Source organism: Cryobacterium sp. Y50 (assembly GCF_002929805.1).
Classification (GTDB): Bacteria; Actinomycetota; Actinomycetes; order Actinomycetales; family Microbacteriaceae; genus Cryobacterium.
Genome location: NZ_PJJM01000105.1, coordinates 17,112 through 39,628, shown reverse-complemented (window position 1 = coordinate 39,628; position 22,517 = coordinate 17,112). Strand labels below are relative to the sequence as shown.

The 22,517-nt window shown below is 60.9% G+C and carries 18 protein-coding genes and 2 tRNA genes; 13 read left to right on the top strand and 7 right to left on the bottom strand.

The features are described 5' to 3' along the window. Nucleotides 1–124 precede the first annotated feature (124 nt). From dnaA to CXY73_RS20140, 9 genes are all read left to right on the top strand, one after another. Entirely contained in the window at nucleotides 125–1,543 is a 1,419-nt protein-coding gene (gene dnaA, locus CXY73_RS20180; RefSeq protein ID WP_104134408.1) for a chromosomal replication initiator protein DnaA, read from the top strand. Between the two features lie 495 nt (nucleotides 1,544–2,038). Beyond that, complete coding sequence (dnaN, locus tag CXY73_RS20175) at nucleotides 2,039–3,187, top strand: DNA polymerase III subunit beta (protein WP_104178723.1); 1,149 nt, start codon at nucleotides 2,039–2,041, stop codon at nucleotides 3,185–3,187. A 5-nt stretch (nucleotides 3,188–3,192) separates the two neighbouring features. Continuing rightward, a complete protein-coding gene (recF, locus tag CXY73_RS20170) occupies nucleotides 3,193–4,362 on the top strand; it encodes a DNA replication/repair protein RecF (RefSeq protein WP_104134406.1) in 1,170 nt (389 codons plus the stop codon). Then, nucleotides 4,355–4,894 (top strand): DUF721 domain-containing protein, encoded by a 540-nt coding sequence (locus tag CXY73_RS20165; protein ID WP_104134405.1) that lies wholly within the window; start codon nucleotides 4,355–4,357, stop codon nucleotides 4,892–4,894. Before recF ends, CXY73_RS20165 begins: the two co-directional genes overlap by 8 nt. Nucleotides 4,895–5,015: 121 nt before the next feature. Beyond that, on the top strand, nucleotides 5,016–7,034 hold the full coding sequence (gene gyrB, locus CXY73_RS20160; protein ID WP_104178722.1) for a DNA topoisomerase (ATP-hydrolyzing) subunit B: 2,019 nt from the start codon (nucleotides 5,016–5,018) through the stop codon (nucleotides 7,032–7,034). A gap of 37 nt (nucleotides 7,035–7,071) precedes the next feature. After that, nucleotides 7,072–9,687, top strand: a complete 2,616-nt coding sequence (gene gyrA, locus CXY73_RS20155; RefSeq protein ID WP_233198518.1) for a DNA gyrase subunit A — start codon at nucleotides 7,072–7,074, stop codon at nucleotides 9,685–9,687. Next, nucleotides 9,680–10,084, top strand: a complete 405-nt coding sequence (locus tag CXY73_RS20150) for a DUF3566 domain-containing protein (RefSeq protein ID WP_104134402.1) — start codon at nucleotides 9,680–9,682, stop codon at nucleotides 10,082–10,084. Before gyrA ends, CXY73_RS20150 begins: the two co-directional genes overlap by 8 nt. Nucleotides 10,085–10,233: 149 nt before the next feature. Next, nucleotides 10,234–10,307 (top strand) — tRNA-Ile (locus CXY73_RS20145). A 51-nt stretch (nucleotides 10,308–10,358) separates the two neighbouring features. Continuing rightward, nucleotides 10,359–10,431 (top strand) — tRNA-Ala (locus tag CXY73_RS20140). Nucleotides 10,432–10,610: 179 nt separating this feature from the next. On the opposite strand, the gene CXY73_RS20135 is transcribed toward CXY73_RS20140, so the two are convergent. Beyond that, nucleotides 10,611–11,138 carry a hypothetical protein gene (locus CXY73_RS20135; RefSeq protein WP_104134401.1) on the bottom strand — a complete coding sequence of 176 codons (528 nt, stop codon included), beginning with the start codon at nucleotides 11,136–11,138 and terminating at the stop codon, nucleotides 10,611–10,613. Between the two features lie 179 nt (nucleotides 11,139–11,317). Here CXY73_RS20135 and CXY73_RS20130 point away from each other — a divergent pair, with 179 nt between their 5' ends. Then, complete coding sequence (locus CXY73_RS20130) at nucleotides 11,318–11,857, top strand: peptidylprolyl isomerase (RefSeq protein ID WP_104134400.1); 540 nt, start codon at nucleotides 11,318–11,320, stop codon at nucleotides 11,855–11,857. 163 nt (nucleotides 11,858–12,020) lie between these two features. Further along, on the top strand, nucleotides 12,021–12,722 hold the full coding sequence (locus CXY73_RS20125; RefSeq protein ID WP_369831266.1) for a rhomboid family intramembrane serine protease: 702 nt from the start codon (nucleotides 12,021–12,023) through the stop codon (nucleotides 12,720–12,722). A 152-nt stretch (nucleotides 12,723–12,874) separates the two neighbouring features. On the opposite strand, the gene CXY73_RS20120 is transcribed toward CXY73_RS20125, so the two are convergent. Further along, nucleotides 12,875–13,120, bottom strand: coding sequence for a cell division protein CrgA (locus tag CXY73_RS20120; RefSeq protein ID WP_092448026.1), 246 nt, complete (start codon nucleotides 13,118–13,120; stop codon nucleotides 12,875–12,877). An 80-nt stretch (nucleotides 13,121–13,200) separates the two neighbouring features. Between CXY73_RS20120 and CXY73_RS20115 the strand changes: the two genes are divergently transcribed. Further along, nucleotides 13,201–14,058: a class E sortase gene (locus CXY73_RS20115; protein WP_104134398.1), complete on the top strand. Its 858-nt coding sequence runs from the start codon at nucleotides 13,201–13,203 to the stop codon at nucleotides 14,056–14,058. 167 nt (nucleotides 14,059–14,225) lie between these two features. Beyond that, nucleotides 14,226–14,864, top strand: a complete 639-nt coding sequence (locus CXY73_RS20110; protein ID WP_104134397.1) for an aminodeoxychorismate/anthranilate synthase component II — start codon at nucleotides 14,226–14,228, stop codon at nucleotides 14,862–14,864. Between the two features lie 90 nt (nucleotides 14,865–14,954). On the opposite strand, the gene pknB is transcribed toward CXY73_RS20110, so the two are convergent. The 5 genes from pknB to CXY73_RS20085 form a co-directional block, all read right to left on the bottom strand. Next, nucleotides 14,955–16,649, bottom strand: a complete 1,695-nt coding sequence (gene pknB / locus CXY73_RS20105; RefSeq protein ID WP_104178720.1) for a Stk1 family PASTA domain-containing Ser/Thr kinase — start codon at nucleotides 16,647–16,649, stop codon at nucleotides 14,955–14,957. Between the two features lie 77 nt (nucleotides 16,650–16,726). After that, nucleotides 16,727–18,448: a protein kinase gene (locus tag CXY73_RS20100; RefSeq protein ID WP_104178719.1), complete on the bottom strand. Its 1,722-nt coding sequence runs from the start codon at nucleotides 18,446–18,448 to the stop codon at nucleotides 16,727–16,729. Next, the gene (locus CXY73_RS20095; RefSeq protein ID WP_104134394.1) at nucleotides 18,445–19,896 is read right to left on the bottom strand and encodes a penicillin-binding protein 2; all 1,452 of its coding nucleotides are present in this window, start codon (nucleotides 19,894–19,896) and stop codon (nucleotides 18,445–18,447) included. Before CXY73_RS20095 ends, CXY73_RS20100 begins: the two co-directional genes overlap by 4 nt. Beyond that, a complete protein-coding gene (locus CXY73_RS20090; RefSeq protein WP_233198496.1) occupies nucleotides 19,896–21,287 on the bottom strand; it encodes an FtsW/RodA/SpoVE family cell cycle protein in 1,392 nt (463 codons plus the stop codon). Before CXY73_RS20090 ends, CXY73_RS20095 begins: the two co-directional genes overlap by 1 nt. After that, nucleotides 21,280–22,515 carry a PP2C family serine/threonine-protein phosphatase gene (locus CXY73_RS20085; RefSeq protein ID WP_104178718.1) on the bottom strand — a complete coding sequence of 412 codons (1,236 nt, stop codon included), beginning with the start codon at nucleotides 22,513–22,515 and terminating at the stop codon, nucleotides 21,280–21,282. The genes CXY73_RS20090 and CXY73_RS20085 overlap by 8 nt, the downstream gene beginning before the upstream one ends. Nucleotides 22,516–22,517: the final 2 nt, after the last annotated feature.

Sequence of the window (22,517 nt, the reverse complement as noted above, 5' to 3'; positions counted from 1 at the left end):
TTGTACACAAGCGGTGAATAACTTTGATGCAGTCCTGACGAACGTACCGGTACCACCCGAGCGAAGGGACACCGGCCGTCACAGTTGAATAGCGATATCCCGAACCACACAGATTGTAGGAACCATGGCAGACATCGAAGCGCCAATAGCCGAAACCTGGCGGTCCGTTCTGACCAGCTTGGAGTCCGACGCCACGATCACGCCCATGCTCTATGGCTTCCTCAGTCTGGTCGAGCCGAAAGGTATCGCCGCTGGCACCTTTTATCTGGAGGTACCCAACGAATTCACGGCCAGCATGCTGAATCAGCGGATGCGGGTTCCCCTGCTGACCGCAATGGGCCAGCTTGACGAGGCCACTGCGGTGTCTACGTTCTACGTGGTCGTGAATCCCGAACTTGAGCAGGAGTCATTGCGTCCGGTTCAGCAGACGATGACACCACCCGACGTCATTACGCCGGCGCCGCCGCAATCGGTGTTTGAGGGTGCCGTACCCGCTCAACCGCACGAGACCCGACTCAACCCCAAGTACAGTTTTGACAACTTCGTCATCGGGCAATCCAACCGCTTCGCTCATGCGGCAGCCGTTGCCGTGGCTGAAGCGCCGGCCAAGGCTTACAACCCGCTGTTCATCTACGGATCATCCGGGCTGGGTAAGACCCACCTTCTGCACGCGATCGGTCACTACGCCATGAGCCTGTATCCGGGCATCCGCGTACGTTATGTCAGCTCCGAAGAGTTCACCAACGACTTCATTAACTCAATCGCCAACAACCGTGGTTCGGCATTCCAAGCTCGATACCGCAATATCGACATTCTGATGATTGACGACATCCAGTTTCTGCAGAACAAGGCGGAGACCCAGGAGGCTTTCTTCCATACCTTCAACACCCTGCATGACCACAACAAGCAGGTGGTCATCACGAGTGACTTGCCGCCGAAGCACCTCACCGGTTTTGAAGACCGCATGCGTAGCCGGTTCGAATGGGGTTTGATAACGGATGTCCAGGCCCCAGACCTCGAGACTCGTATCGCCATTCTGCGCAAAAAGGCCCAGAGCGAGAAACTACAGGTGCCCCACGACATCCTTGAGTTCATGGCGTCGAAGGTATCGTCCAACATTCGCGAATTGGAGGGAACCCTGATTCGGGTCACCGCGTTCGCCAGCCTGAACAGGACTCCAGTGGACATGGACCTCGTTCAAACGGTCTTGAAAGACCTCATCACTTTGGACGAAGACAACGTCATTGCCCCGGTCGACATCATCACCAACACGGCTAACTACTTTAAGCTCTCGGTCGACGACCTGTACGGTTCGAGTCGTTCCCAGGCGATCGCCACGGCTCGCCAAATCGCCATGTACCTGTGTCGTGAGCTCACGAACCTCTCCCTGCCCAAAATCGGGCAGCTGTTCGGCAATCGTGACCATACGACCGTGATGTACGCCAATAAAAAGATCAGTGAGCTCATGAAGGAGCGGCGGTCAATCTATAACCAGGTCACCGAATTAACCAACCGCATCAAGCAGGATCACCGCTACAAGTAGGTCTCCACACCAAGAACAGTGACCCCTCGCGGAAGCAGGATCACCGCTACAAGGAAGCCCCAACGGTATGTTTTTCTGCCCCTCGCGGCGGACTCAACTGAGTATGACCCGCAGGGGTCGAATTTTTCTTAGTTTTCACACCTGTGGATAACCCTGTGGAATCAACTCACACAACCGGTCGCCGCCTGTAGAAACTCGCGGCCTGCCTGTAGAAACTTGTAATTATCAAGGGTTGCGCTTGCGCATACGAATCACAAACCTCCACAGGTCGCCCACAAGTTACAAATGTGTAGTTTCCAGTGCCTGAGCCGTTTTCACAGAGTTATCCACAGTTTCCACAATGGTTAAGAAGATTAACAAGAATTCTTTAACCTTTCTCTCGCCGACAACCTTCACTGCCGAGGCCACCGATTGCGCACGGTAACGAACCCGTCGGTGAACCCAGCTAGCATTGAGGCCCACCCTTCCGCTTTCGCAATGCTAAGGAATGACATCGTGAGATTTCAGGCAAATCGGGATGTCTTCAGCGAAGCAGTTTCCTTCGCCGTCAAACTTCTACCCCAGCGAACGACCCTGCCAATCCTCAGCGGTGTCCTCATCGAAGCAACGGCAACGGGCCTGATCCTCTCGTCCTTCGACTACGAAGTTTCTGCTCAGACCGAGATCGTTGCCGAAATCGAAGAACCGGGCAAGGTACTCGTCTCCGGACGTCTCCTGGCCGAGATTGCCAGCCGCCTGCCTAACGCACCGGTACGTTTTTCCACGGAAAATTCACGGATCAAAGTCAGTTGCGGCTCAGCCAGCTTCACCCTCCTCTCTATGCCGGTTGAGGAATATCCCAGCATTCCGCAGGTGAGTACCCAGTCCGGTCTCGTGCCGGCCGAAGAATTTGCCGCTGCTGTCGCCCAAGTGGCTGTCGCCGCGTCCCGTGATGATGTCACGCCCGTCATCACCGGAGTGCAACTGGAAATCAACGAAAACAGTCTGAGCCTCGTTGCCACTGACCGTTATCGTGTGGCCGTTCGTGAAATCGACTGGGATCCGGGCAGCAACACGGCTAAAGAGACCATCACGGCGCTCGTTCCCGCACGCACCCTGCAGGAAGTCGGAAAGACATTTGGCCATAGCGGAGTCATTTCGGTGTCGATTACCAACAGCGACGACCGCGAACTTATCGCCTTCACAGCCAACAAGAAAACCGTCACGTCGTTGCTGATCAAGGGCAACTTTCCCCCGGTTCGTCGGTTGTTCCCCGAGACGGTCGACAACTACGCGGTCATGAATACGGCCGATTTGATCGAGGCCACTCGCCGGGTACAGCTCGTGCTTGAGCGTGAAGCTGCGCTGCGTTTCACCTTCGCCACCGATGGAGTCACCCTCGAAGCCGTCGGTTCCGAACAAGCCCAGGCTTCGGAGACAATCGACGCGATTCTCTCCGGCACGGAAACCGTTGTGTCGCTCAAGCCACAGTTTCTACTCGATGGGCTCAGCGCAGTGCACTCCGAATTCGTGCGGATTTCGTTCACCAAAACGGAAAACCCGAACAAGCCCGGACCCGTACTGATCACTAGCCAAACCTCGCGCGAGCAGGCCGGAGCTGACAGCTACAAGTATCTGCTTCAGCCCAACCTCCTGTTGCGCTAACGCCGGTGCGGGTCACCCATCTTTCACTTACCGACTTTCGCAACTATGCGACGGCTGAGGTTTCATTCAACGCCGGGCCCAATCTCATCGTTGGTCGTAACGGCCAGGGAAAAACGAACCTGGTCGAAGCTCTCGGTTTTCTGAGTACCCTGGGCTCGCATCGGGTTTCGACCGATAAGGCCATGATTAGGGCCGGGCAGGACGCCAGCATCATCCGGGCGCGACTCGAATACAACGGTCGCGACATCCTGGCCGAGGTACAGCTCAACCGCACTGGACAGAATCGGGCGCAGGTCAATCGTTCGATAATCAAGACCCGTGACCTGCCTCGCTATTTCTCCAGTGTGGTGTTCGCTCCGGAGGACCTCGCGCTCGTGCGCGGAGATCCCTCTGGACGGCGCAGGTTTCTCGATCAACTTCTGGTGCTGCGGACCCCGCGGTTGGCTGCGGTACTCAGCGATTACGACCGCGTACTCAAGCAGCGCAATACTTTGCTCAAGTCGGCTCGCTCTTCCGGTGTGCGTGGAAATCAGCTGTCCACTCTCGACATCTGGGATGAACGACTCGTCGAGTTCGGATCAGAAATCATCGATGAACGTGCCAAACTTGTGCATCTGCTCGGCAATCCATTGCGCGCCGCCTATCGTGCCGTGGTGAATGAGGACCATGGACCGTCCCTGGTGGCTAATTTGAGTATTTTCGGCGCCGACGAAGACGTCGACGGCACAGCGCTCGGTGGCTCCGGTTCGACGGACGAGCCGGGTTCGATGGAGTCCTCCACCAGTGAAATCTTTCGTACCGCTTTGATTGGACTGCGCAAGCGTGAGCTCGAACGCGGTATCACCCTCGCTGGGCCGCACCGGGACGACCTCGTCTTCATACTCAACGACCTACCGGCCAAGGGTTACGCGAGCCATGGGGAATCGTGGTCGTTTGCGCTGTCGCTAAAGTTGGCATCCGCTCAGCTATTACGCCAGGATTCAGCGAGCGGGGATCCCGTGCTGATTCTCGATGACGTTTTCGCCGAGCTGGATTTGGACCGTCGAGCCCGACTGGCTGCGGCGATCGGGTCGTTTGAGCAGGTTCTGATCACGGCCGCTGTATTGGAAGACGTTCCGCCAGCGCTGGTGGCGCACACCATCCACATTCACGCCGGCGCGGTCATCGATGACTGACCTGAATGTTCCACGTGAAACACCCGAGAGCAGTGATTCACTGGAATCCGATGGCAGTGAAGCCAGCCAGGTCTACCTGCGATTCAAGAGTATCTTCGGCGATCCGAATGCACGCCGTACCCGCGGCCGTAAGCGCATTGCGCTTGCCGCCAGCTCGAGTGTGCCCTTTGGAATCGGGCGCGATCCCCGCGGCCTCGGCGACACCATCAACTCCCTCACCATGCAACTCGGCTGGAATTCACCACTGGCTCAATCGGAACTGCTCGCCTCCTGGATACTGTTGGCCGGTGAAGAAACCGCCAAGCATTCCACCCCGGCGGGCATTGATGATGGCGTTCTCACTGTGCACTGCGAGTCGACTGCCTGGGCGACCCAGTTACGTCTGATGCGGAACGTTATCATGGAACACATCACAACCCGCTACCCCGATGCCGGCATCCAATCGATTCGTTTTCAGGGGCCCAACGCCCCATCCTGGAAAAAGGGTCCCAGATCAATTCCAGGGCGTGGTCCACGCGATACCTACGGGTGATTCAGCAAATAAGGTCAACCCCTTGAACGAAAGGCGTCAAACGGCGATTATGGCCGGTTGGTCGCGCCCCATTTGGTAGACTAAATGGTCGCCCGTGCGATGGTCAGGAGCCTATTTTCAGATGACAGTTGAACCGACACCCGAACGCACCTCCCCAGATATATCCCCGATAGTGGCGGAGCGGGAGCCGGAGCACGAATACGGTGCAGACGATATCCAAGTGCTCGAGGGCCTGGAAGCCGTTCGCAAGCGACCCGGAATGTATATCGGATCCACCGGACCGCGCGGACTACACCATCTCGTTTATGAGATCGTTGATAACTCCGTCGACGAAGCTCTGGCGGGGCACTGCGACACAATTGATATTCGCATCCTGGCCGACGGTGCCATTCGCGTCGAAGACAACGGTCGTGGAATCCCGGTCGACATTCACAAAGCCGAGGGCCGTTCGACCGTTGAGGTCGTCCTGACGGTCCTGCACGCCGGTGGAAAGTTCGGCGGAGGTGGCTATTCCGTTTCCGGTGGCCTGCACGGTGTTGGCAGCTCCGTGGTGAACGCCCTGTCGAGCCGCCTCGAGGTCGAGGTTCGCCGACAGGGTTATATTTGGCGCCAGAGTTTCTCCAACGGTGTTCCCAACGCTCCCCTGGAACGGGGCGAAGCGAACGATGAAACCGGCACCACGATTACCTTCTGGCCGAGTGCTGAAACCTTCGAGACGATCGATTTCGACTACGAAACGCTGCGCGCTCGTTTTCAGCAGATGGGCTTTTTGAACAAAGGCCTGCGACTCACTCTCACCGACGAGCGTGAAGCCCACCGCAATGACGATGGCACGGTCGTCAGTACTACCTTCAAATATGATCAGGGACTCGTCGACTATGTCGAATACCTCAACCGCACCAAGAAGGCCGACCTCGTCAACGAGGAAATCATTTCGTTCGAGTGGGAAGATCACGAACGCAAGATGGCGCTGGAAGTGGCCATGCAGTGGACCACGGCCTACACCGAGAGCGTGCACACCTACGCGAACACGATCAACACCCACGAGGGCGGCACCCACGAAGAGGGTTTCCGCGCCGCGCTGACCACGCTCGTGAACAAGTACGCCCGCGAGAAGGGCATCCTGAAAGAAAAGGATGACAACCTCACCGGCGATGACGTGCGTGAAGGACTGACCGCGGTCGTATCGATCAAGCTCGCCGAACCGCAGTTCGAAGGCCAAACCAAGACCAAACTGGGCAACACCGAGGCGAAGTCGTTCGTGCAAAAAGTCGCCAACGATCAGCTCACCGACTGGTTCAACCGCAACCCCAACTCGGCCCGAGAAATCATTCGCAAGTCCCTGCAAGCATCGAACGCCCGCATGGCGGCCCGCAAGGCCCGCGAAACTGCCAGGCGTAAGGGACTGCTCGAGGGCGGCGGCATGCCGGGCAAGCTCAAGGACTGCCAAAGCAAAGATCCCTCCTTGTCCGAGATCTTCATTGTTGAGGGCGACTCAGCCGGCGGCTCCGCCGTGCAGGGACGTAATCCTGAGTTCCAGGCGATCTTGCCACTGCGCGGCAAGATCCTCAACGTTGAAAAGGCTCGCCTCGACCGTGCCCTCGGTAACGCAGAGGTTCAGGCCATGATCACGGCGTTCGGTGCTGGGATGGGCGAAGAATTCAACCCGGACAAGGTGCGGTACCACAAGATCGTGTTGATGGCCGACGCTGATGTCGACGGTCAGCACATCACGACCCTGCTGTTGACCCTGCTGTTCCGCTACATGCGTCCGTTGATCGACCTCGGCTACGTCTATCTGGCGCAGCCGCCGTTGTACCGGCTCAAGTGGACCAACTCGCCGCACGAATATGTTTACTCCGATGCCGAACGCGACGCCCTTCTTGCCGATGGCGCAGCCTCGGGCAAGCGGATCCCGAAGGACAACGGCATTCAGCGTTACAAGGGACTCGGCGAGATGGACTACAAGGAGCTGTGGGAAACCACAATGGCCCCCGAATCCCGCACCCTGCTGCAGGTCACCCTGGACGACGCGGCATCCGCCGACGAAATCTTCTCCACCCTGATGGGTGAAGACGTCGAATCTCGACGCAACTTCATCCAGAAAAACGCGAAGGACGTGCGTTTCCTTGACATCTGATGACACCACGGGCAACTCCGACTCGAATACGCCCGAAATAACGGCAGCGAACGCGGCTGCTGCGGCAGCCCACCTCGTGCAGCACGGCAAGATCGACCAGGTCGATCTGCAGCTGGAAATGCAGCGCTCCTACCTCGACTACGCGATGAGCGTCATCGTCGGGCGTGCGCTGCCCGACGTGCGCGACGGCATGAAGCCGGTGCACCGTCGCGTGATCTACGCCATGTTCGACGGCGGCTACCGCCCAGACAAGGCTTTCTCCAAGTGCGCTCGCGTCGTCGGTGACGTGATGGGTCAGTTTCACCCGCATGGGGACTCGTCGATTTACGACGCGCTCGTGCGTCTGGTTCAGCCGTGGAGCCTACGGTATCCGCTCGCGCTGGGTCAGGGAAACTTCGGTTCTCCCGGCAATGACGGTGCAGCAGCCCCGCGGTACACCGAAACCAAGATGGCGCCGCTCGCCCTCGAAATGGTGCGCGACATCGACGAAGACACCGTCGATTTTCAGGACAACTACGATGGCCGTACGCTCGAGCCGACCGTGCTGCCGGCCCGTTTTCCGAACCTGTTGGTCAATGGCTCGGTCGGAATCGCCGTTGGTATGGCCACGAACATTCCGCCGCACAACCTGCGCGAGGTAGCTGCCGGCGCCCAGTGGTACCTCGACAACCCCGACGCCACCCGCGACGAGCTGCTCGAAGCACTGATCCAGCGCATCAAGGGCCCCGACTTTCCCACCGGCGCCCAAATCCTGGGTACCAAGGGCATTCAGGACGCCTACCGCACCGGTCGTGGCTCGATCACGATGCGTGCTGTGGTCAGCATCGAGGAGCTTCAGGGTCGTACCTGCCTCGTCATCACCGAGCTGCCGTATCAGGTGAACCCCGACAACCTCGCTATCAAGATCGCCGACCTGGTCAAGGACGCCAAAATCACCGGAATCGCGGATATCCGCGATGAAACCAGTGGTCGAACCGGCCAGCGCCTTGTCATCGTGCTCAAGCGCGACGCCGTCGCCAAGGTCGTGCTGAACAACCTGTACAAGCACACCCAGCTGCAGGAAAACTTCGGCGCCAACATGCTGGCCATTGTCGACGGCGTGCCGCGCACGCTCGCCCTCGACGGTTTCATCTCCGCCTGGGTCGCGCACCAGATCGAGGTCATCGTTCGGCGGACCCAGTTTCGCCTCAATAAGGCTGAAGCAGATGCCCACATTCTGCGCGGCTACCTCAAGGCGCTGGACGCTCTCGATGAGGTTATCGCGCTCATCCGCCGCTCGAACACGGTCGACGACGCTCGTGAAGGCCTGATGGCCCTGCTCGACGTGGACAAGCTTCAGGCTGACGCAATTCTCACTATGCAACTGCGCCGTCTGGCCGCCCTCGAGCGCCAGAAGATCATCGACCAGGCTGCTGAACTCGAACTTCAGATCGCCGAATTCAAGTCGATCCTGGCCAGTCCCGAGCGTCAGCGCACGATAATCAGCGAGGAACTTGCTGAGATCGCCGCGAAGTTCGGCGACGACCGGCGCACCGAAATAATGTTTGGTTTCGACGGCGACATGTCGCTCGAGGACCTCATTCCTGAAGAGGAGATGGTGGTCACCGTAACGCGCGGTGGCTACATCAAGCGCACCCGCAGCGACAACTACCGCAACCAGCATCGCGGTGGCAAGGGAGTCAAGGGAGCCCAGCTGCGCGCCGACGACGTGGTCGAACACTTTTTCGTGACCACGACACACCACTGGCTGTTATTTTTCACCAACACCGGCCGGGTCTACCGGGCCAAGGCCTACGAGGCTCAGGAATCCGGCCGCGACGCCAAGGGCCAGCACGTTGCCAACCTGCTCGCGCTGCAGCCGGGCGAGGAAATCGCCCAGATTCTTGACATTCGTGACTACGAGGTGGCCCAGTATCTGACCCTAGCTACCCGCGACGGACTGATCAAGAAGACCGCGCTGCATGAATACGACACCAACCGCACCGGCGGCATCATCGCGATCAAGCTGCGTGAAGGCGACGAACTCGTCTCCGCGCTGCTGGTCGAAGATGATTCCGATCTGCTCCTGGTGTCCCGCAAGGGGATGTCGATTCGTTTCACCGCCACCGACGAAGCGCTGCGCCCGATGGGCCGCAGCACCTCCGGCGTGATTGGGATGCACTTTCGCGGTGAGGATACGCTGCTGGACGCATCCGTTATCAATGATGACGGTTATGTCTTCGTGGTCACCGAGGGTGGCTACGCCAAGCGCACCGCGGCGGACCAGTATCGTCTGCAGAATCGCGGCGGCCTGGGCATCAAGGTGGCCAAGCTCAACGACGATCGCGGCGATCTGGTCGGCTCGTTGATCGTCAACCCCGAGGACGAGGTTCTTGTGGTACTTGCCAGTGGCAAGGTGGTACGCTCTGACGTCGCCGAGGTTCCGGCCAAGGGTCGGGACACGATGGGTGTTGTCTTCGCAAAGTTTGCGAGTGAAGACAGAATCATTTCCATCGCGAAAAACATTGAACGTAATCTGGTCGCCACGGACGAAACCACCGACGAAGAAGACGTGACGGATACCGACCTGCCAGCTGGTGCGGTCGACAGCAGTGCCGCAGACGGCGCTGTTCCTCACCCGGATTCAGGGAAAGTAGAGACACCGAATGAGTAGCGTCGCCGAAAAGCTCGCCAAGAAGTCCACTCGTAAGACCACGAGCAAGCAGGTTCGACTCAAACTGGTCTACGTTGACTTCTGGTCGAGCGTGAAACTGTCGTTTTTGGTGGCGATATGCCTGGCGATCGTCACGATCGTCGCTACCTTCCTCACCTACACCGTGCTCGTGCAGACCCAAGTGCTGACCAGTGTCGATGAGCTGTACGCCACCGTGGCAGGAGAATCAGCCGACCTTGCCGCTATTCTTTCGATCGGCAACGTTATGGGCTTCGCGGTCGTTGTGGCCGTGCTGAACCTGGTCGTAATCACCGCGCTTGGCGCCATTTACGCCGTTCTGTACAACCTGAGCGTCAAAATTACCGGCGGTCTGCTCGTCGGATTCACCAATAACTAAGCGGTCGTCAAGGCTTTATAGGCACAATCGAGGGCTGTTTTTCCCCGGAAGCAGCCCTCACACCCTAATTCAAGCAACTCCGCCTCACCGCGGCATGACTCGATTTCAGGTTCCGGCCAGATTCCGATAGTCTTCAATCTGCCCAACAGGGGGATATAGCTCAGTTGGTTAGAGCGCTTCACTGATAATGAAGAGGTCCCAGGTTCAAATCCCGGTATCCCCACGCAGCACCAGCTTCATAAGCTCTCACCCGTTATCACGGGGGTGAGAAAACGGGGCCATAGCTCAATTGGTAGAGCGCCTGCTTTGCAAGCAGGAGGTCCGGGGTTCGATTCCCCGTGGCTCCACAAATCAAGGCTCGTCTTCGGACGGGTCTTTTCTTGTACCCCTGGGGATTATTTTCCGTACCAAGCGGGACATCCGGTGAGATGGCATCGTAGCGATTGCTGCGGTCCGTTACGACCGTTAACGCGGCAGGGTCCGCATCCGGTTGGATGCGGACCCTGCCGCGGGTAATGTTGCGGCGCTAGTCTTCCTGCGACGCGCCCGGTTCAACCTCATCGTCGGCCACCCAGAGCTCGTCATCGGCACGGAACGTCTGCCAGACGGCGTAGGCGACGCCTGCAGCGGCTACGACGGCTAGACCGAGGGCGAAGTAGGTTCCGGCCCCCACTCCCTTAGGTTCGACCACGACGGGCTTCTGCAAGCGGATGCGGCCCAGCGCAGCTCGCACGCGGGCGTCACGCGCGACGTCACCAACCGACATGACTGTGCCGATGGCGGTACCGATGCCGGGAAGGACGTCGTTCACCACGCGGCGGCGAACACCGTCTGCGGCTTCCTGGGTGGCGTTCACGCCTGGACGTACGTAGTGGTCGTAGCTCTCGCGAACGCGCGGAGCAACTTCTTCGCGGGCGAGAATGCCGGCCTGGTGACCGGCCTGGCGAGCGAGAACGTTCGCTCGCTCCAATACCTCTTGTTGGTGGCTCCATAATTCGTCTGCGCTTTTGCGCAGCCGAGTGAGTTCCTTGCGGCGCTTGCGTGACAGGCTCATCTGGACCCTCCATCGATGTCGTGTGTGGCGAATGTGTATCTATCTTGCCACTGAGTGCCCATCTTGCCACTGAAACCTTGGCGCGCAATCGATGTCTTGCCAGCGAATGCACTGGGAACGTCCCGGAAGCGCACGGGGTCGATCAGGGTAGGCGACGGTTGCTGTGCAAGAATCGGAGTATGTCTAAGCACACCGCCGTCGCCACCCTGAACACCACACTCGGACCGATCAAGGTCAATCTCTTCGGCAATCACGCGCCGAAGACAGTCAAGAACTTCGTCGGCCTCGCCACCGGCGAAATCGAGTGGAAGCACCCTGCCACAGGCGTCGCCTCCACCACGCCGCTCTACGATGGCACCGTTTTTCACCGCATCATCAAGGACTTCATGATCCAGGCCGGCGACCCGCTCGGCCAGGGCACTGGCGGCCCCGGCTACCAGTTCGACGATGAAATCAGCCCCGATCTCGACTTCACCCAGCCCTACGTGCTCGCCATGGCGAACGCGGGAATCCAGGGTGGTCACGGAACCAACGGCTCGCAGTTCTTCATAACCGTCGTGCCGACCACCTGGCTGCAGGGCAAGCACACCATCTTCGGCGCCGTTGAAGACGAGGACAGCCGCGCAATCGTCGCGAAGCTCGCGACCGTCGGCACCGATGGTCGCGACCGCCCGCTGGAAGACGTCATCATTCAGAGCGTCTCCGTCGAGTCCGTCTAACTCATACAAGCAGACCAGAATGAGTGATCTGCCGGCCTCGGCGGCGAATTTTTGTTACCGCCATCCGGGGCGGCAGAGCTTTATCCTGTGTCAGCGCTGCGGGCGCACCATTTGCGCCGAATGCCAGACTCAGGCTGCTGTGGGCGTTATCTGCCCCGAATGCATGAAACTGCAGCGCAAGAACGCTCCCCGCACCAAACCTGCCGTGCTCACCCGGCTGACCGGGAACGGCCAACCCACGGTGACTTACGCGCTCATCGCGATCACCGTCTTCGTCTTCGTCCTGCAATGGATCCCCGGCCTCGGGATCACCCAACGATTCGCATACGCGCCGGCCCTCACCCTCATTGAGCCGTGGCGCATGTTGACCAGTGTTTTTCTGCATTCGCAAGGCGGCTTGCCGTTTCACGTGCTGCTCAACATGTACATGCTATGGATCTTCGGCCCGATGCTCGAAGGGGTACTCGGCCGTGGTCGTTTCCTTGCGCTCTATCTGATCAGCGGTTTTGCCGGGTCGGTCGGGGTTCTGGTGCTGGCTACTCCGTACACCTACGTCGTTGGGGCATCAGGGGCCCTGTTCGGGCTTATGGGTGCCTTCTTAGTCATTCAGCGCGGTCTCGGCGGAAATTCGAAGCAGCTCCTGGTCCTGCTCGGCATCAACGTGGTCGTGAGCTTCATTCCGGGGATCGCCTGGCAGGCTCACCTCGGCGGCATAGTCGGGGGCGCACTCATCGGGTTCGTTCTCATGCGTACCCGGCGGCCAGCGCAAAAGGGGCTGCAGATGGTCTTGATCACGGGAGTCGCCGCACTTCTCGTGGTTATCGGAGTCCTCAAAATTATGAGCCGGCTCGCCCCGATTGGCTGACCACTCGGAGTACCGGAAAGTTATCCACAGGTCTATCCACATGGGGATAATTACACCGGTGTCATTATCTGCGCTTCCGAATTTCGGTAGCCGGGCAGTATCCGCTTAATCACCGGTGCGTGAGCGGTTCGGGACTTGGCGGCGCGACAGAACTAACGCCAGCGGGTGGTCATCAGAAAGCCGATGAACGCGATTCCGAAGCCGACCAGTATGTTCATGGCGCCGAGACCCGCGATGGGAAGCTGGCTGCCACTGACGTAAAACACGATGATCCAGGCCAGGCCCAGCAGCATAAAACCGAACATGACCGGCTTGAACCAGACGGCGTTGGGCGCGTCCTCGTTCGAGCGGGCAACTTCGGTGCGAGCGGGCTTGGTGCGAGAATTCTTACGTGCCATTCTGCGATCCTAGCGTCTCCGCCTGTTTTCGTGGCTGTGACGCGGGGACCGGGCACAACTCAGGTCAGTAGAATCGAATTATGTGTCCACAGGCAGACGATCGCACCGCGCCGGTGCCCGATGGGTCCGAGTCGCCCGGCGCTGGTACCAAAGGTCGGCACCGCTCAAGTACAGGCCCGTCTGGCAAAGTCACAGTCTTGGGCGTGCTCGGTGAACTGCTGATCACGGCCAGCGCGCTCGTACTGCTGTTTCTGGGCTGGCAGTTGTGGTGGAATGACATGATCATGGCCAATTCGCAGTCCTCGGCTGCGAGTGAAATCAGCCAAGACTGGATCGCCCAGGACACGTCGACGCCGCTCCCCGAATCGACGGCTGACCCGGTAGAACCGGATACGGCCCCCGTGGCGGTGGACTACGGCGAGCCCGTCGTTGCAGCTGCACCCGGTAATGCCACTGCCTTTGCGGTGTTGTATGTACCTCGTTTTGGTGACAGTTACCACCGCAGCATTGCCGAAGGCACCGGCCATGACGTCTTGAACAGTAACCGTTTGGGCATCGGACACTACCCCGGCACGCAGATGCCTGGCGAGATTGGAAACTTCGCCGTTGCCGCGCACCGCAGCGCCTTCGGCGGTGGCATGCACCTGATCAACGAGCTGCAACTCGGCGACGCCATCTACGTGCAGACGGCCGACGGCTATTACACCTACCGGTACCGCGATACCGAATACGTGGCACCGTCGCAGGTGCAGGTACTGGCATCCGTTCCCAACTATCCAGACGGGCCCCCGGTCGACCGCATCATCACGCTCACTAGTTGCAATCCGCTGTATTCCACTGCGGAACGCATCATCGCCTACGGCGTGCTTGAGTCGTGGCAGCCACTTTCGGCCGGCGCTCCCGCCGAGCTCGCACCGATCATCGCCGCTCAGGGCTAGGAGGCTCTTATTTACGCAGCACTGTGGCGTGTTCTACCCGGACCGATCTGGGTGCGCATCATTCTGGTCCTGATTCTGCTGGTAGCCGTACTGGCCGTGCTGGCCACCTGGGTGTATCCGTGGATCGATGGAATTCTCAACAGCGAGGAAGCGACGGTAGACGGCCCATGACCCGAATTCTGGTTATCGACAATTATGACAGCTTCGTTTATACCCTCAACGGGTATCTGATGGAACTTGGCGCGGACACCGATGTTGTGCGCAACGATTCCTTCGAGAAGACCGATGCGGGCGCTCGGATTGCCGACTACGACGGCGTGCTCGTCTCGCCGGGCCCCGGGAAGCCTTCAGATGCCGGTGTGTCCGTCGCCGTCGTCGAGGCGTCGCTAACGGCCAACCTGCCCATGTTCGGCGTCTGCCTCGGCCATCAGGCCATCGCCGAGGCCTTCGGGGCCACGGTGACCAATGCTGAAGAACTCATGCATGGCAAAACCTCGCTCATCACGCATGACGGCAGTGACTTTTATGAGGGTGTGCCGCAACCGTTCACTGCAACGCGCTACCACTCCCTAGCCGTTGTCGCGTCGACAGTGCCGAGCGACCTGATCGTCACGTCGCGCACGCAGGGCGGAGTCATTATGGGTCTGCGGCACGTAACTGCTCCTATTTTGGGCGTGCAGTTTCACCCGGAGTCGGTCCTGACCGAAGGCGGCTACCGGATGCTTGGCAACTGGCTCGCCCTGACCGGGCTGCCGTCTGCCCAGGAGACTGCGAAGGGCCTGCACCCGCTGTTGCGCCTCAGCTAACTTCTCCGGGCTCACCTAACGGAATGGGAACCATGATCTATAATGCACCCGCATTCCGAGCCCGGCTCCGGCGCAGAGGCGGGGTGCGGGCTAGGAGCGGGCGCAGTAGATCAGGGTGATCTCGGAGCGCTGGGGAACGTCTCCGGGGGCCAGCGACTGTGCCTTGATCGGGGAGCCAGACTCCTGGTCGCAGGTGTCATCAGGCTTGGAGCTCGGCGTGAGGCCGTCGGCGCTGACCAGATCGATCGCGGCAACCAGGGACTGACCGGTGAGGTCCCCGAGGGTGATCAGGCCACTCGACACGATGTAGTTGATGGTATCGCCGGCGAATTCGGAGGACGCCGCGGCCGGATCGGTCCGCAGAACGATATCGGCCGCCACGGTCGGTGAGTTCTCGGTAGTGACCGACCCGGAAACGAAACCGAGCGCTTCGATCGCGGCCTGGGCATCCGTTATGGGCTGATTGGTGACGTCGGGAACCACGACGGGCACTGGACCGGTAGAGATGAAGACCTTGATCACGTCAGAGGGATTGACGATGGTGTCGACGGGAGGGTCGGTGCGAATGACCTCGTCGGCCGGAACGGTCGTGCTCGACTCCTCGGCACGCGTGGCCCCGAGGTCGAGGTCGAGGAGGGTATTTTGGGCCTCGTCATAGGTTTGCCCGGTGAGTGCTGGAATCTGGCGTGAACTGTCGGGCAGTTCCACCGAGGGCTGCAGATTGGCTACCCAGATCATGACCGCGACGACGATGACCACGACGCAGACGATTCCGGCCCAGACCCAGATCACCGGAGGGCGACGCTGAGTGCGCACCATTGTCTGGTCTTCGGACAGCTGCTTGAGGGCGAGTGCTGAACCGGTGATCGCCGTCGGCGCAGCCCCGAACAGGCCGGCACCGACCTCGTCGCCGGCCCGATGAACGGGAATCTGGCCGGATCCGGCGGTCTCGACGTCATTGCGAAACTCGACGGCACTTTGATAGCGGGCGAAGCGGTCCTTAGCCAGGGCGTGCAGCACGACCGTGTCCAGTGCCGGCGACACCTTGGGATTAAGCGCTGAGGGCTTTGGCGGCAGTTCACTCACGTGTTGGTAGGCGACGGCCACGGGCGTGTCGCCGCGGAACGGCGGCCGCCCGGTGAGCATCTCAAACAGCACCACGCCCGTGGAATACAGGTCGGTGCGCGCATCGACGGACTCACCCTTCGCCTGCTCTGGCGAGAAGTAGGCGGCGGTACCGAGGATGGCGGTGGTCTGGGCGACGGTCGTGGCGGAGTCGGAGATGGCACGAGCGATACCGAAATCCATCACCTTGACCTGGCCGGACTTGGTGATCATGATGTTGCCGGGCTTGATGTCGCGATGCACCACACCGGCGCGATGCGAGTATTCGAGCGCGGTCAGGACTCCGTCGATGATGCGTACGGCCTCGGTCGCCTCGATTGGACCCTCACGAATGATGTCCTTGAGCAGTCGACCGTCGACGTGTTCCATGACGATGAACGGAACCTGGGAATCGTGACCGGCGTCGTCGGTGACGGTCTCTTCGCCGGCATCGAACACACGCACGATGGTCGGGTGGGCCATGCGAGCTGCAGCCTGGGCCTCTTGCCGAAAGCGGGTGCGAAACGCCGGGTCGGAGGCCAGGCTCGATTTGAGCAACTTGATGGCCACCGTGCGACCGAGCCGGGAATCGGTGCCGATATGTACGTCGGACATGCCGCCACGGCCGAGGAGCGCCCCGACGCGATAGCGGCCCGCGATCAAACGGCCAGAGTCAGGCACGAGCGAACTCCCCCACAATAAAACGAATGCCCGAGTTGGGCACAGTGAGCGCTACATTACCGCACGGCATCGGGGAATTACTCGACGACGACGGCGGCAGGGGTAACCACGACCGTGTCAGAGGGCGGCGAGGAATCCGAGCTGACCTGGCCACAGAAGTAGCTGAACGTCACTGTGAAGTTCGCATTCCCGGCCGTGACGGTTGTCGTCAGCACATCCGCTGAGGTGAGGCCATCGGCGGCGACGCTGGCACCGCCACCGTCGGCGACGACCTTGTAGCCCGACAATGTTTGACCGGTGGGACAGGTCTGAGCGCCCCAGCTGACCGTCACGGTGCCGTCTTCCGCCACCGCGACCGGTGTCACCGTCGGCTTCGAACTCGGCGTGCTCGGCGTGGGGAACGCGCCGTAAACGGTGAGCGTCACGGTCGTGCCGGCAGGAACCGGTCCCCGCGGGTTGACCTGATAAACCTTGTCAACGTCGTCCGCGGACCCCGCGGCATTTCCGGCTTCGATAAACGCCACGAATCCCATCTCAACAAGCAGGGCGGCGGCATCGGCGCTGGGCTTTCCCACAAAGTCTTCCGGATTGACCGAAGTGTTCGCATTGGTGGGCGACGGCGTCGGCGTGGGGGACGGGGTTGCCGAGGGCGTGGCCGACGGGGTTGACGAGGGTGGCGCTGACGTGGTCTGGTTTGGTGCCGGCGTCTCGGTGTTCTGGGTGAACAGGGCGATGAGCGTGCCGGTCAACACGATCACGAGCAGCGCGACAAGAGCGATCAGTGCCCAGGTCCACGGGCTGCGCTTCTTTTTCTCTGCCTCTACCTCTGCAGCGGCCGCAGAGGCTCGCGTGACGGGCACGCCGGTGGCCGGAAGAATGGTCGTAGCCTGGTCGGAACCGGCACCGGGCATGAGCATGGTGGCACTCGTGGCCGAGAGGCCACCCAAAACTGACGGCACGGCCACCGCGGCTGCAGCGACGTCACCGCGACGCAAAGCGGATGCCGCGCGCGCCAGGTGCGCCGCCGACGCCGGACGGTCGGCTGGGTTCTTGGCCAGGCAGGCGAAGACCAGATTGCGCACCGGCTCTGACACCGTCACCGGCAGGTCGGGCGCGATTTCGTTGATCTGAGCCATGGCGATCGCGACCTGCGACTCGCCCGTGAAGGGTCGACGTCCGGCCAGTGACTCGTACGCGACGATGCCGATCGAGTAGATGTCGGTGGTCGGCGATGCGGGGTGGCCGCTTGCCTGTTCCGGCGAGAGATACTGCACGGTGCCCATGACCTGGCCGGTCGCGGTGAGCGGAACCTGGTCGGCGATGCGAGCGATGCCGAAATCGGTGATCTTAACCCGGCCCTCTGGCGTGATGAGCAGGTTTCCGGGCTTGATATCGCGGTGCACGAGACCGGCGGCGTGGGCGGCGTGCAGCGCGGCCGAGGTCTGCGCGACAATGTCGAGCACCTTGTCGGTCGGAAGAACGTGCTCGCGTTCGAGAATGGTCGACAGGGCTTCGCCGGGGACGAGTTCCATGACCAGGAAGGCACTGCCGTCCTCTTCGCCGTAGTCGAAGACATTCGCGATGCCCTCGTGATTGACCAGGGCCGCGTGGCGGGCCTCAGCGCGAAAGCGCTCAAGAAAACCGGGGTCGCCGAGATATTCGTCCTTCAAAATCTTGATGGCGACGCTTCGACCGATGACGAGGTCGGTGGACTTCCACACCTCGCCCATGCCGCCAATCGCAATGCGCGATTGCAGCTCGTATCGTCCCCCGAAGGTGAGGCCTGCTGTGGGTCTCATTTGTTAAGCACCGCCTCTAGTACTTTCTGTGCGACAGGAGCGGCAAGTTTGTTGCCGAACCCGGTTTGTCCTTCTCCTCCGCCGTCCTCGATCAGAACGGTGATGGCAAATTGTGGGTCGTCCGCCGGCGCGAAGCCAGTGAACCACAGTGTGAACGGATCGGTAGACCCGTTCTGCGCCGTGCCGGTTTTCCCCGCCACATCGACCCCGTCTATTCTTGCATTGCTTGCGGCGCCATCCTGAACGCCGTTAATCATCATCGCGGTCAGTGTTGAAGCTGTTTTTTCGCTCATCACCCGTCCAAGTTCTGCCGGTTCGAAAGTTTGGATGGCGCTGAGGTTGGGCGCGAGAATTTCCTGCACCAGGTTGGGCGCCATCACGACGCCACCATTGGCGATGGCAGCGCTGACCATGGCCATCTGCAGCGGGGTCGTGGTCACGTCGTACTGGCCGAAAGCTGACTGAGCGGTCTGCGGGTCGTCGAGCCCGTCGGGGTACACGCTCGTAGTCACGGCCATCGGAATGGCATAGCTGCTGTTGAAGCCGAACTTCTCAGCGGTCCCCCGAATGGCCGTGTCGCCGAGCTGAACGCCCAATTCGGCGAACGGAATGTTGCAGGACAAGCGCAGTGCCGTGGCGAGGGTGACCGTCTCACCGGCACCGCAGGTTGACCCACTGGAGTTTTCAATCTTACTCGTCGTGCCCGGTGCGGTGTACACGGCCGGGTTCGGAAAGGTGCTCTCCGGCGTGTAGTCGCCCGACTCGAGGGCGGCCGTCGTCACCACGAGCTTGAAGATCGACCCGGGTGGGTTGAGCGAATTGATCGTCCGGTTGATCAGCGGGTCATTCTCGTCGGCCAAAAGGGCCTCGTAGCTAGCGGTGACGTCGGCGTTGTTGTGCACGGTGAGCAGGTTCGGGTTGAAGCTCGGCTTGGAGACCATCGCCAGGATGCGGCCGGTCGTCGGCTCGGTCACGACGACCGATCCGGTGTAATCACCGAGGGCGTCCCAGGCGGCCTGCTGGGCCACCGGGTCGATGGTGACCTCTACGGCAGCACCCTTCGGGTCCTGGCCGGTGACGAGGGCGCTGATCTTGTCGAAGAACTGTGAGTTGGAGGTTCCGGTCATCTCGGCATTGAGGGCGAACTCCAGCCCGGTCGGTTCGCCGTTGATCGGAATGTATCCGGTGATCGGCGCATACAATTCTGGGTTGGCATAGGTGCGCAGAAATTTATAGTCGTCGTCGGCCGGCATGGACTGGGCGATTGGGTCGCCGGCCACGAGAATGGCGCCGCGCTCGACCTGGTAGCTGTCGTACAGTGTGCGGGTGTTGCGGGGGTCGGCCGACAGATTATCGGCCTGAAAAGCCTGCACGATCGACGTAGAGCTGAGCAGGGCGATGAACATCAGCATCACAACGATGCTGACGCGCTTGAGTTCGCGGTTCACTAGACCACCAGCCTGGGTTGATTGCGCACGGTGTCGGAGAGCCGCAGTAACAAGGCCACGATGATCCAGTTGGCCACGAGCGAGGAGCCGCCAGCGGCCAGGAACGGCGTGGTCAGACCGGTGAGGGGGATCACCCGGGTGACACCGCCGATAACGATGAAGCACTGCAGCGCCACAACAAAAGCCAAGCCGACGGCGAGAAGCTTGCCGAAGTCATCCTGACCGGCGAAGCCGATGCGGAATCCGCGGGCCACGAATAGGAGGTACAGAGCGAGGATGGCGAAGATTCCGGCGAGCCCGAGCTCCTCGCCGAGGCTCGCAATGATGTAGTCACTCTGCGGTACCGGGGTCAGTTCGGGGCGGCCCTGGCCCCAACCAGTGCCGAGCAGTCCACCCTTGGCCAGGCCGAACAAGCCCTGCACCAGCTGAAAGCTGCCGCCCTCGGCTTCGTAGACTTTAGGGTTGAGCGCATCAAGCCAGTTGGTGAATCGGCCGTTGACGTAGTTGAGGGTCTGGCTGGCCAGCAGAGCCCCGCCGAGGAACAGGCCCATGCCCATGATGACCCAGCTCACCCGCCCGGTCGCGAGGTAGAGCATGACCAGGAACAGACCGAAGTAGAGCAGGGCGGTTCCGAGGTCGCGCTGAAAGATGATGACCGACATCGACAGGGCCCACACCACGAGAATCGGACCGAGGTCGCGCAAGCGCGGAAAGCGCGCGCCCAAAAATTTCTTACCGACCATGGAGAGACTGTCGCGGTTGCGCACGAGGTAGCCGGCGAAGAACACGGCGAGGGCGATCTTGGCGATCTCACCGGGCTGGAACGTGCCGAAACTGCCAAAGCCGATCCAGACCCGGGCGCCGCTGATTTCCTTACCCAGACCGGGAACGAGCGGCAGAAAGAGCAACACCACACCGACGAGACCGAAAATATAGGTGTATCGAAACAGCACCCGGTGATTGCGGATCACGAGCAGCACGACGATGGCGCTGAAAATGGCCAGGGCGCTCCACACCGTTTGGCGCACGGCGGCGCTCTCCCAGCCGCTGTCTTGGTCGGCAATGTCGATGCGGTAGATCATGGCTATGCCGATGCCGTTGAGCACCGTGGCGATCGGCAAAATGAAGGGATCGGCGTCGCGAGCGACAAATCGCAGCACCACGTGCAGGCTGACGACCAGAACCGACAGGCCGGTGCCGAGCAGCACCAGGGTCGGGTCGAGGTAGCCGAGAGCGCCAAGCTGCACGAGCACGACCGCGCTCGCGTTGATGAAGCAGGCGATCAGCAGCAGGAACAGTTCAAGGTTGCGCAGCTTTTGCGGCAGGTACAGACGACGTACCGGCCCGGCGGTCGGCGCCGGCCGAATTTTTTGAGCGGATGCTTTACTCAACGAGCGCACCCTTCAGCCGTTCGACGATGGCTTGCGCATCCGCGAGGGAGCCGGCACTGATGGTCTCCTCGACCTGCTGGCGGTCGTAGACGCGCAAATCGGACAGGCTGATCTCGGTGGCCTCGTAAACACTGGACAGCTTGATTGGGCCGATGTCTTGCTGTACACCCTGGTAGATCGCTACGGTCGAGCCCTCGGAGCCGACGAAATAGCGCGTCTGGGTCCACTGATAGCTCAGGATACTGGTGCCGACGATCGCGACCACCAGCAGAATGACGCCAAACAGCCAGGTGGTCTTGCGGCGGCGCGCGCGGCGGGCATCCTCTTCGATCAGTTCAGAGAGGTAATCTTGGGAATCGGGTTCGAAGTGCGTCTCACGTACCGGGTGCAGCCGCAGGGCCGGGATGCGCAGAGGGCGGTTGCGGCCGGGTTCCTCACCGAAGGCGAGCGGATTGGCCGCCGAACCCACGACGACGGGGCTGTCTGTGCGCGTGCTGCCGTCGCCCGCGCCGATATCGACGATGACAACGGTCACGTTGTCTGGGGCGCCGCCGTCGAGGCTTTCCTTCACGAGCAGGTCGGCGACATCCTGCGCGTTGGCGCCACTGGCCAGGGCGGAAGCTATGCCGGTGTGCGAGACGACACCGGTGAGGCCATCGGAGCACAGCAGCCAGCGGTCGCCGTCGATCGTGGCCAAGATCGACGTGTCGATTTCGGGGCTCGCCTCGACGTCACCGAGCACGCGCATGAGTACTGAGCGGCGCGGATGCACCATGGCTTCGGCCTCGGTGATGCGACCGCTGTCGACCAGGCGCTGCACGAAGGTGTGGTCGATGGTGATCTGGGAGAGTTCGTTGTCGCGCAGCAGATAGATGCGCGAGTCGCCGATGTGGGCGATCGCGACCTCGTTCTCGAGCACCACGATGGCGCTGACGGTCGTGCCCATTCCGGTGAGTTCGGCATGCTCGAACACGGTCTCGGCCAGCTGGGCGTTGGCGCCGATCAGGGCGGCCTGCAGGGCGAATTCGGCTTCCTGGGCACTCGGATAGGGCTTGTCGGCCTCGATGATGCGTTTTGTGGCGATCGACGACGCGACGTCTCCGCCGGCGTGGCCGCCCATGCCGTCGGCGACCACGAATAGGGTGTGTCCGGCGTAACCGGAGTCCTGATTGTTGGAGCGAACCTTACCGACGTGGGACGCGGCTGCGCTGTGACTTACCGTCGCCATGA

Excerpts from the sequence above, each read along its gene's own strand:
- CXY73_RS20150 (WP_104134402.1), top strand. The coding sequence starts at position 9,680 with ATGAGTAGCGTCGCCGAAAAGCTCGCCAAGAAGTCCACTCGTAAGACC.
- CXY73_RS20100 (WP_104178719.1), bottom strand. The coding sequence starts at position 18,448 with ATGAGACCCACAGCAGGCCTCACCTTCGGGGGACGATACGAGCTGCAA.
- dnaA (WP_104134408.1), top strand. The coding sequence starts at position 125 with ATGGCAGACATCGAAGCGCCAATAGCCGAAACCTGGCGGTCCGTTCTG.
- CXY73_RS20115 (WP_104134398.1), top strand. The coding sequence starts at position 13,201 with ATGTGTCCACAGGCAGACGATCGCACCGCGCCGGTGCCCGATGGGTCC.
- CXY73_RS20120 (WP_092448026.1), bottom strand. The coding sequence starts at position 13,120 with ATGGCACGTAAGAATTCTCGCACCAAGCCCGCTCGCACCGAAGTTGCC.
- CXY73_RS20165 (WP_104134405.1), top strand. The coding sequence starts at position 4,355 with ATGACTGACCTGAATGTTCCACGTGAAACACCCGAGAGCAGTGATTCA.
- CXY73_RS20125 (WP_369831266.1), top strand. The coding sequence starts at position 12,021 with ATGAAACTGCAGCGCAAGAACGCTCCCCGCACCAAACCTGCCGTGCTC.
- CXY73_RS20110 (WP_104134397.1), top strand. The coding sequence starts at position 14,226 with ATGACCCGAATTCTGGTTATCGACAATTATGACAGCTTCGTTTATACC.
- CXY73_RS20135 (WP_104134401.1), bottom strand. The coding sequence starts at position 11,138 with ATGAGCCTGTCACGCAAGCGCCGCAAGGAACTCACTCGGCTGCGCAAA.
- CXY73_RS20085 (WP_104178718.1), bottom strand. The coding sequence starts at position 22,515 with ATGGCGACGGTAAGTCACAGCGCAGCCGCGTCCCACGTCGGTAAGGTT.
- CXY73_RS20130 (WP_104134400.1), top strand. The coding sequence starts at position 11,318 with ATGTCTAAGCACACCGCCGTCGCCACCCTGAACACCACACTCGGACCG.
- gyrB (WP_104178722.1), top strand. The coding sequence starts at position 5,016 with ATGACAGTTGAACCGACACCCGAACGCACCTCCCCAGATATATCCCCG.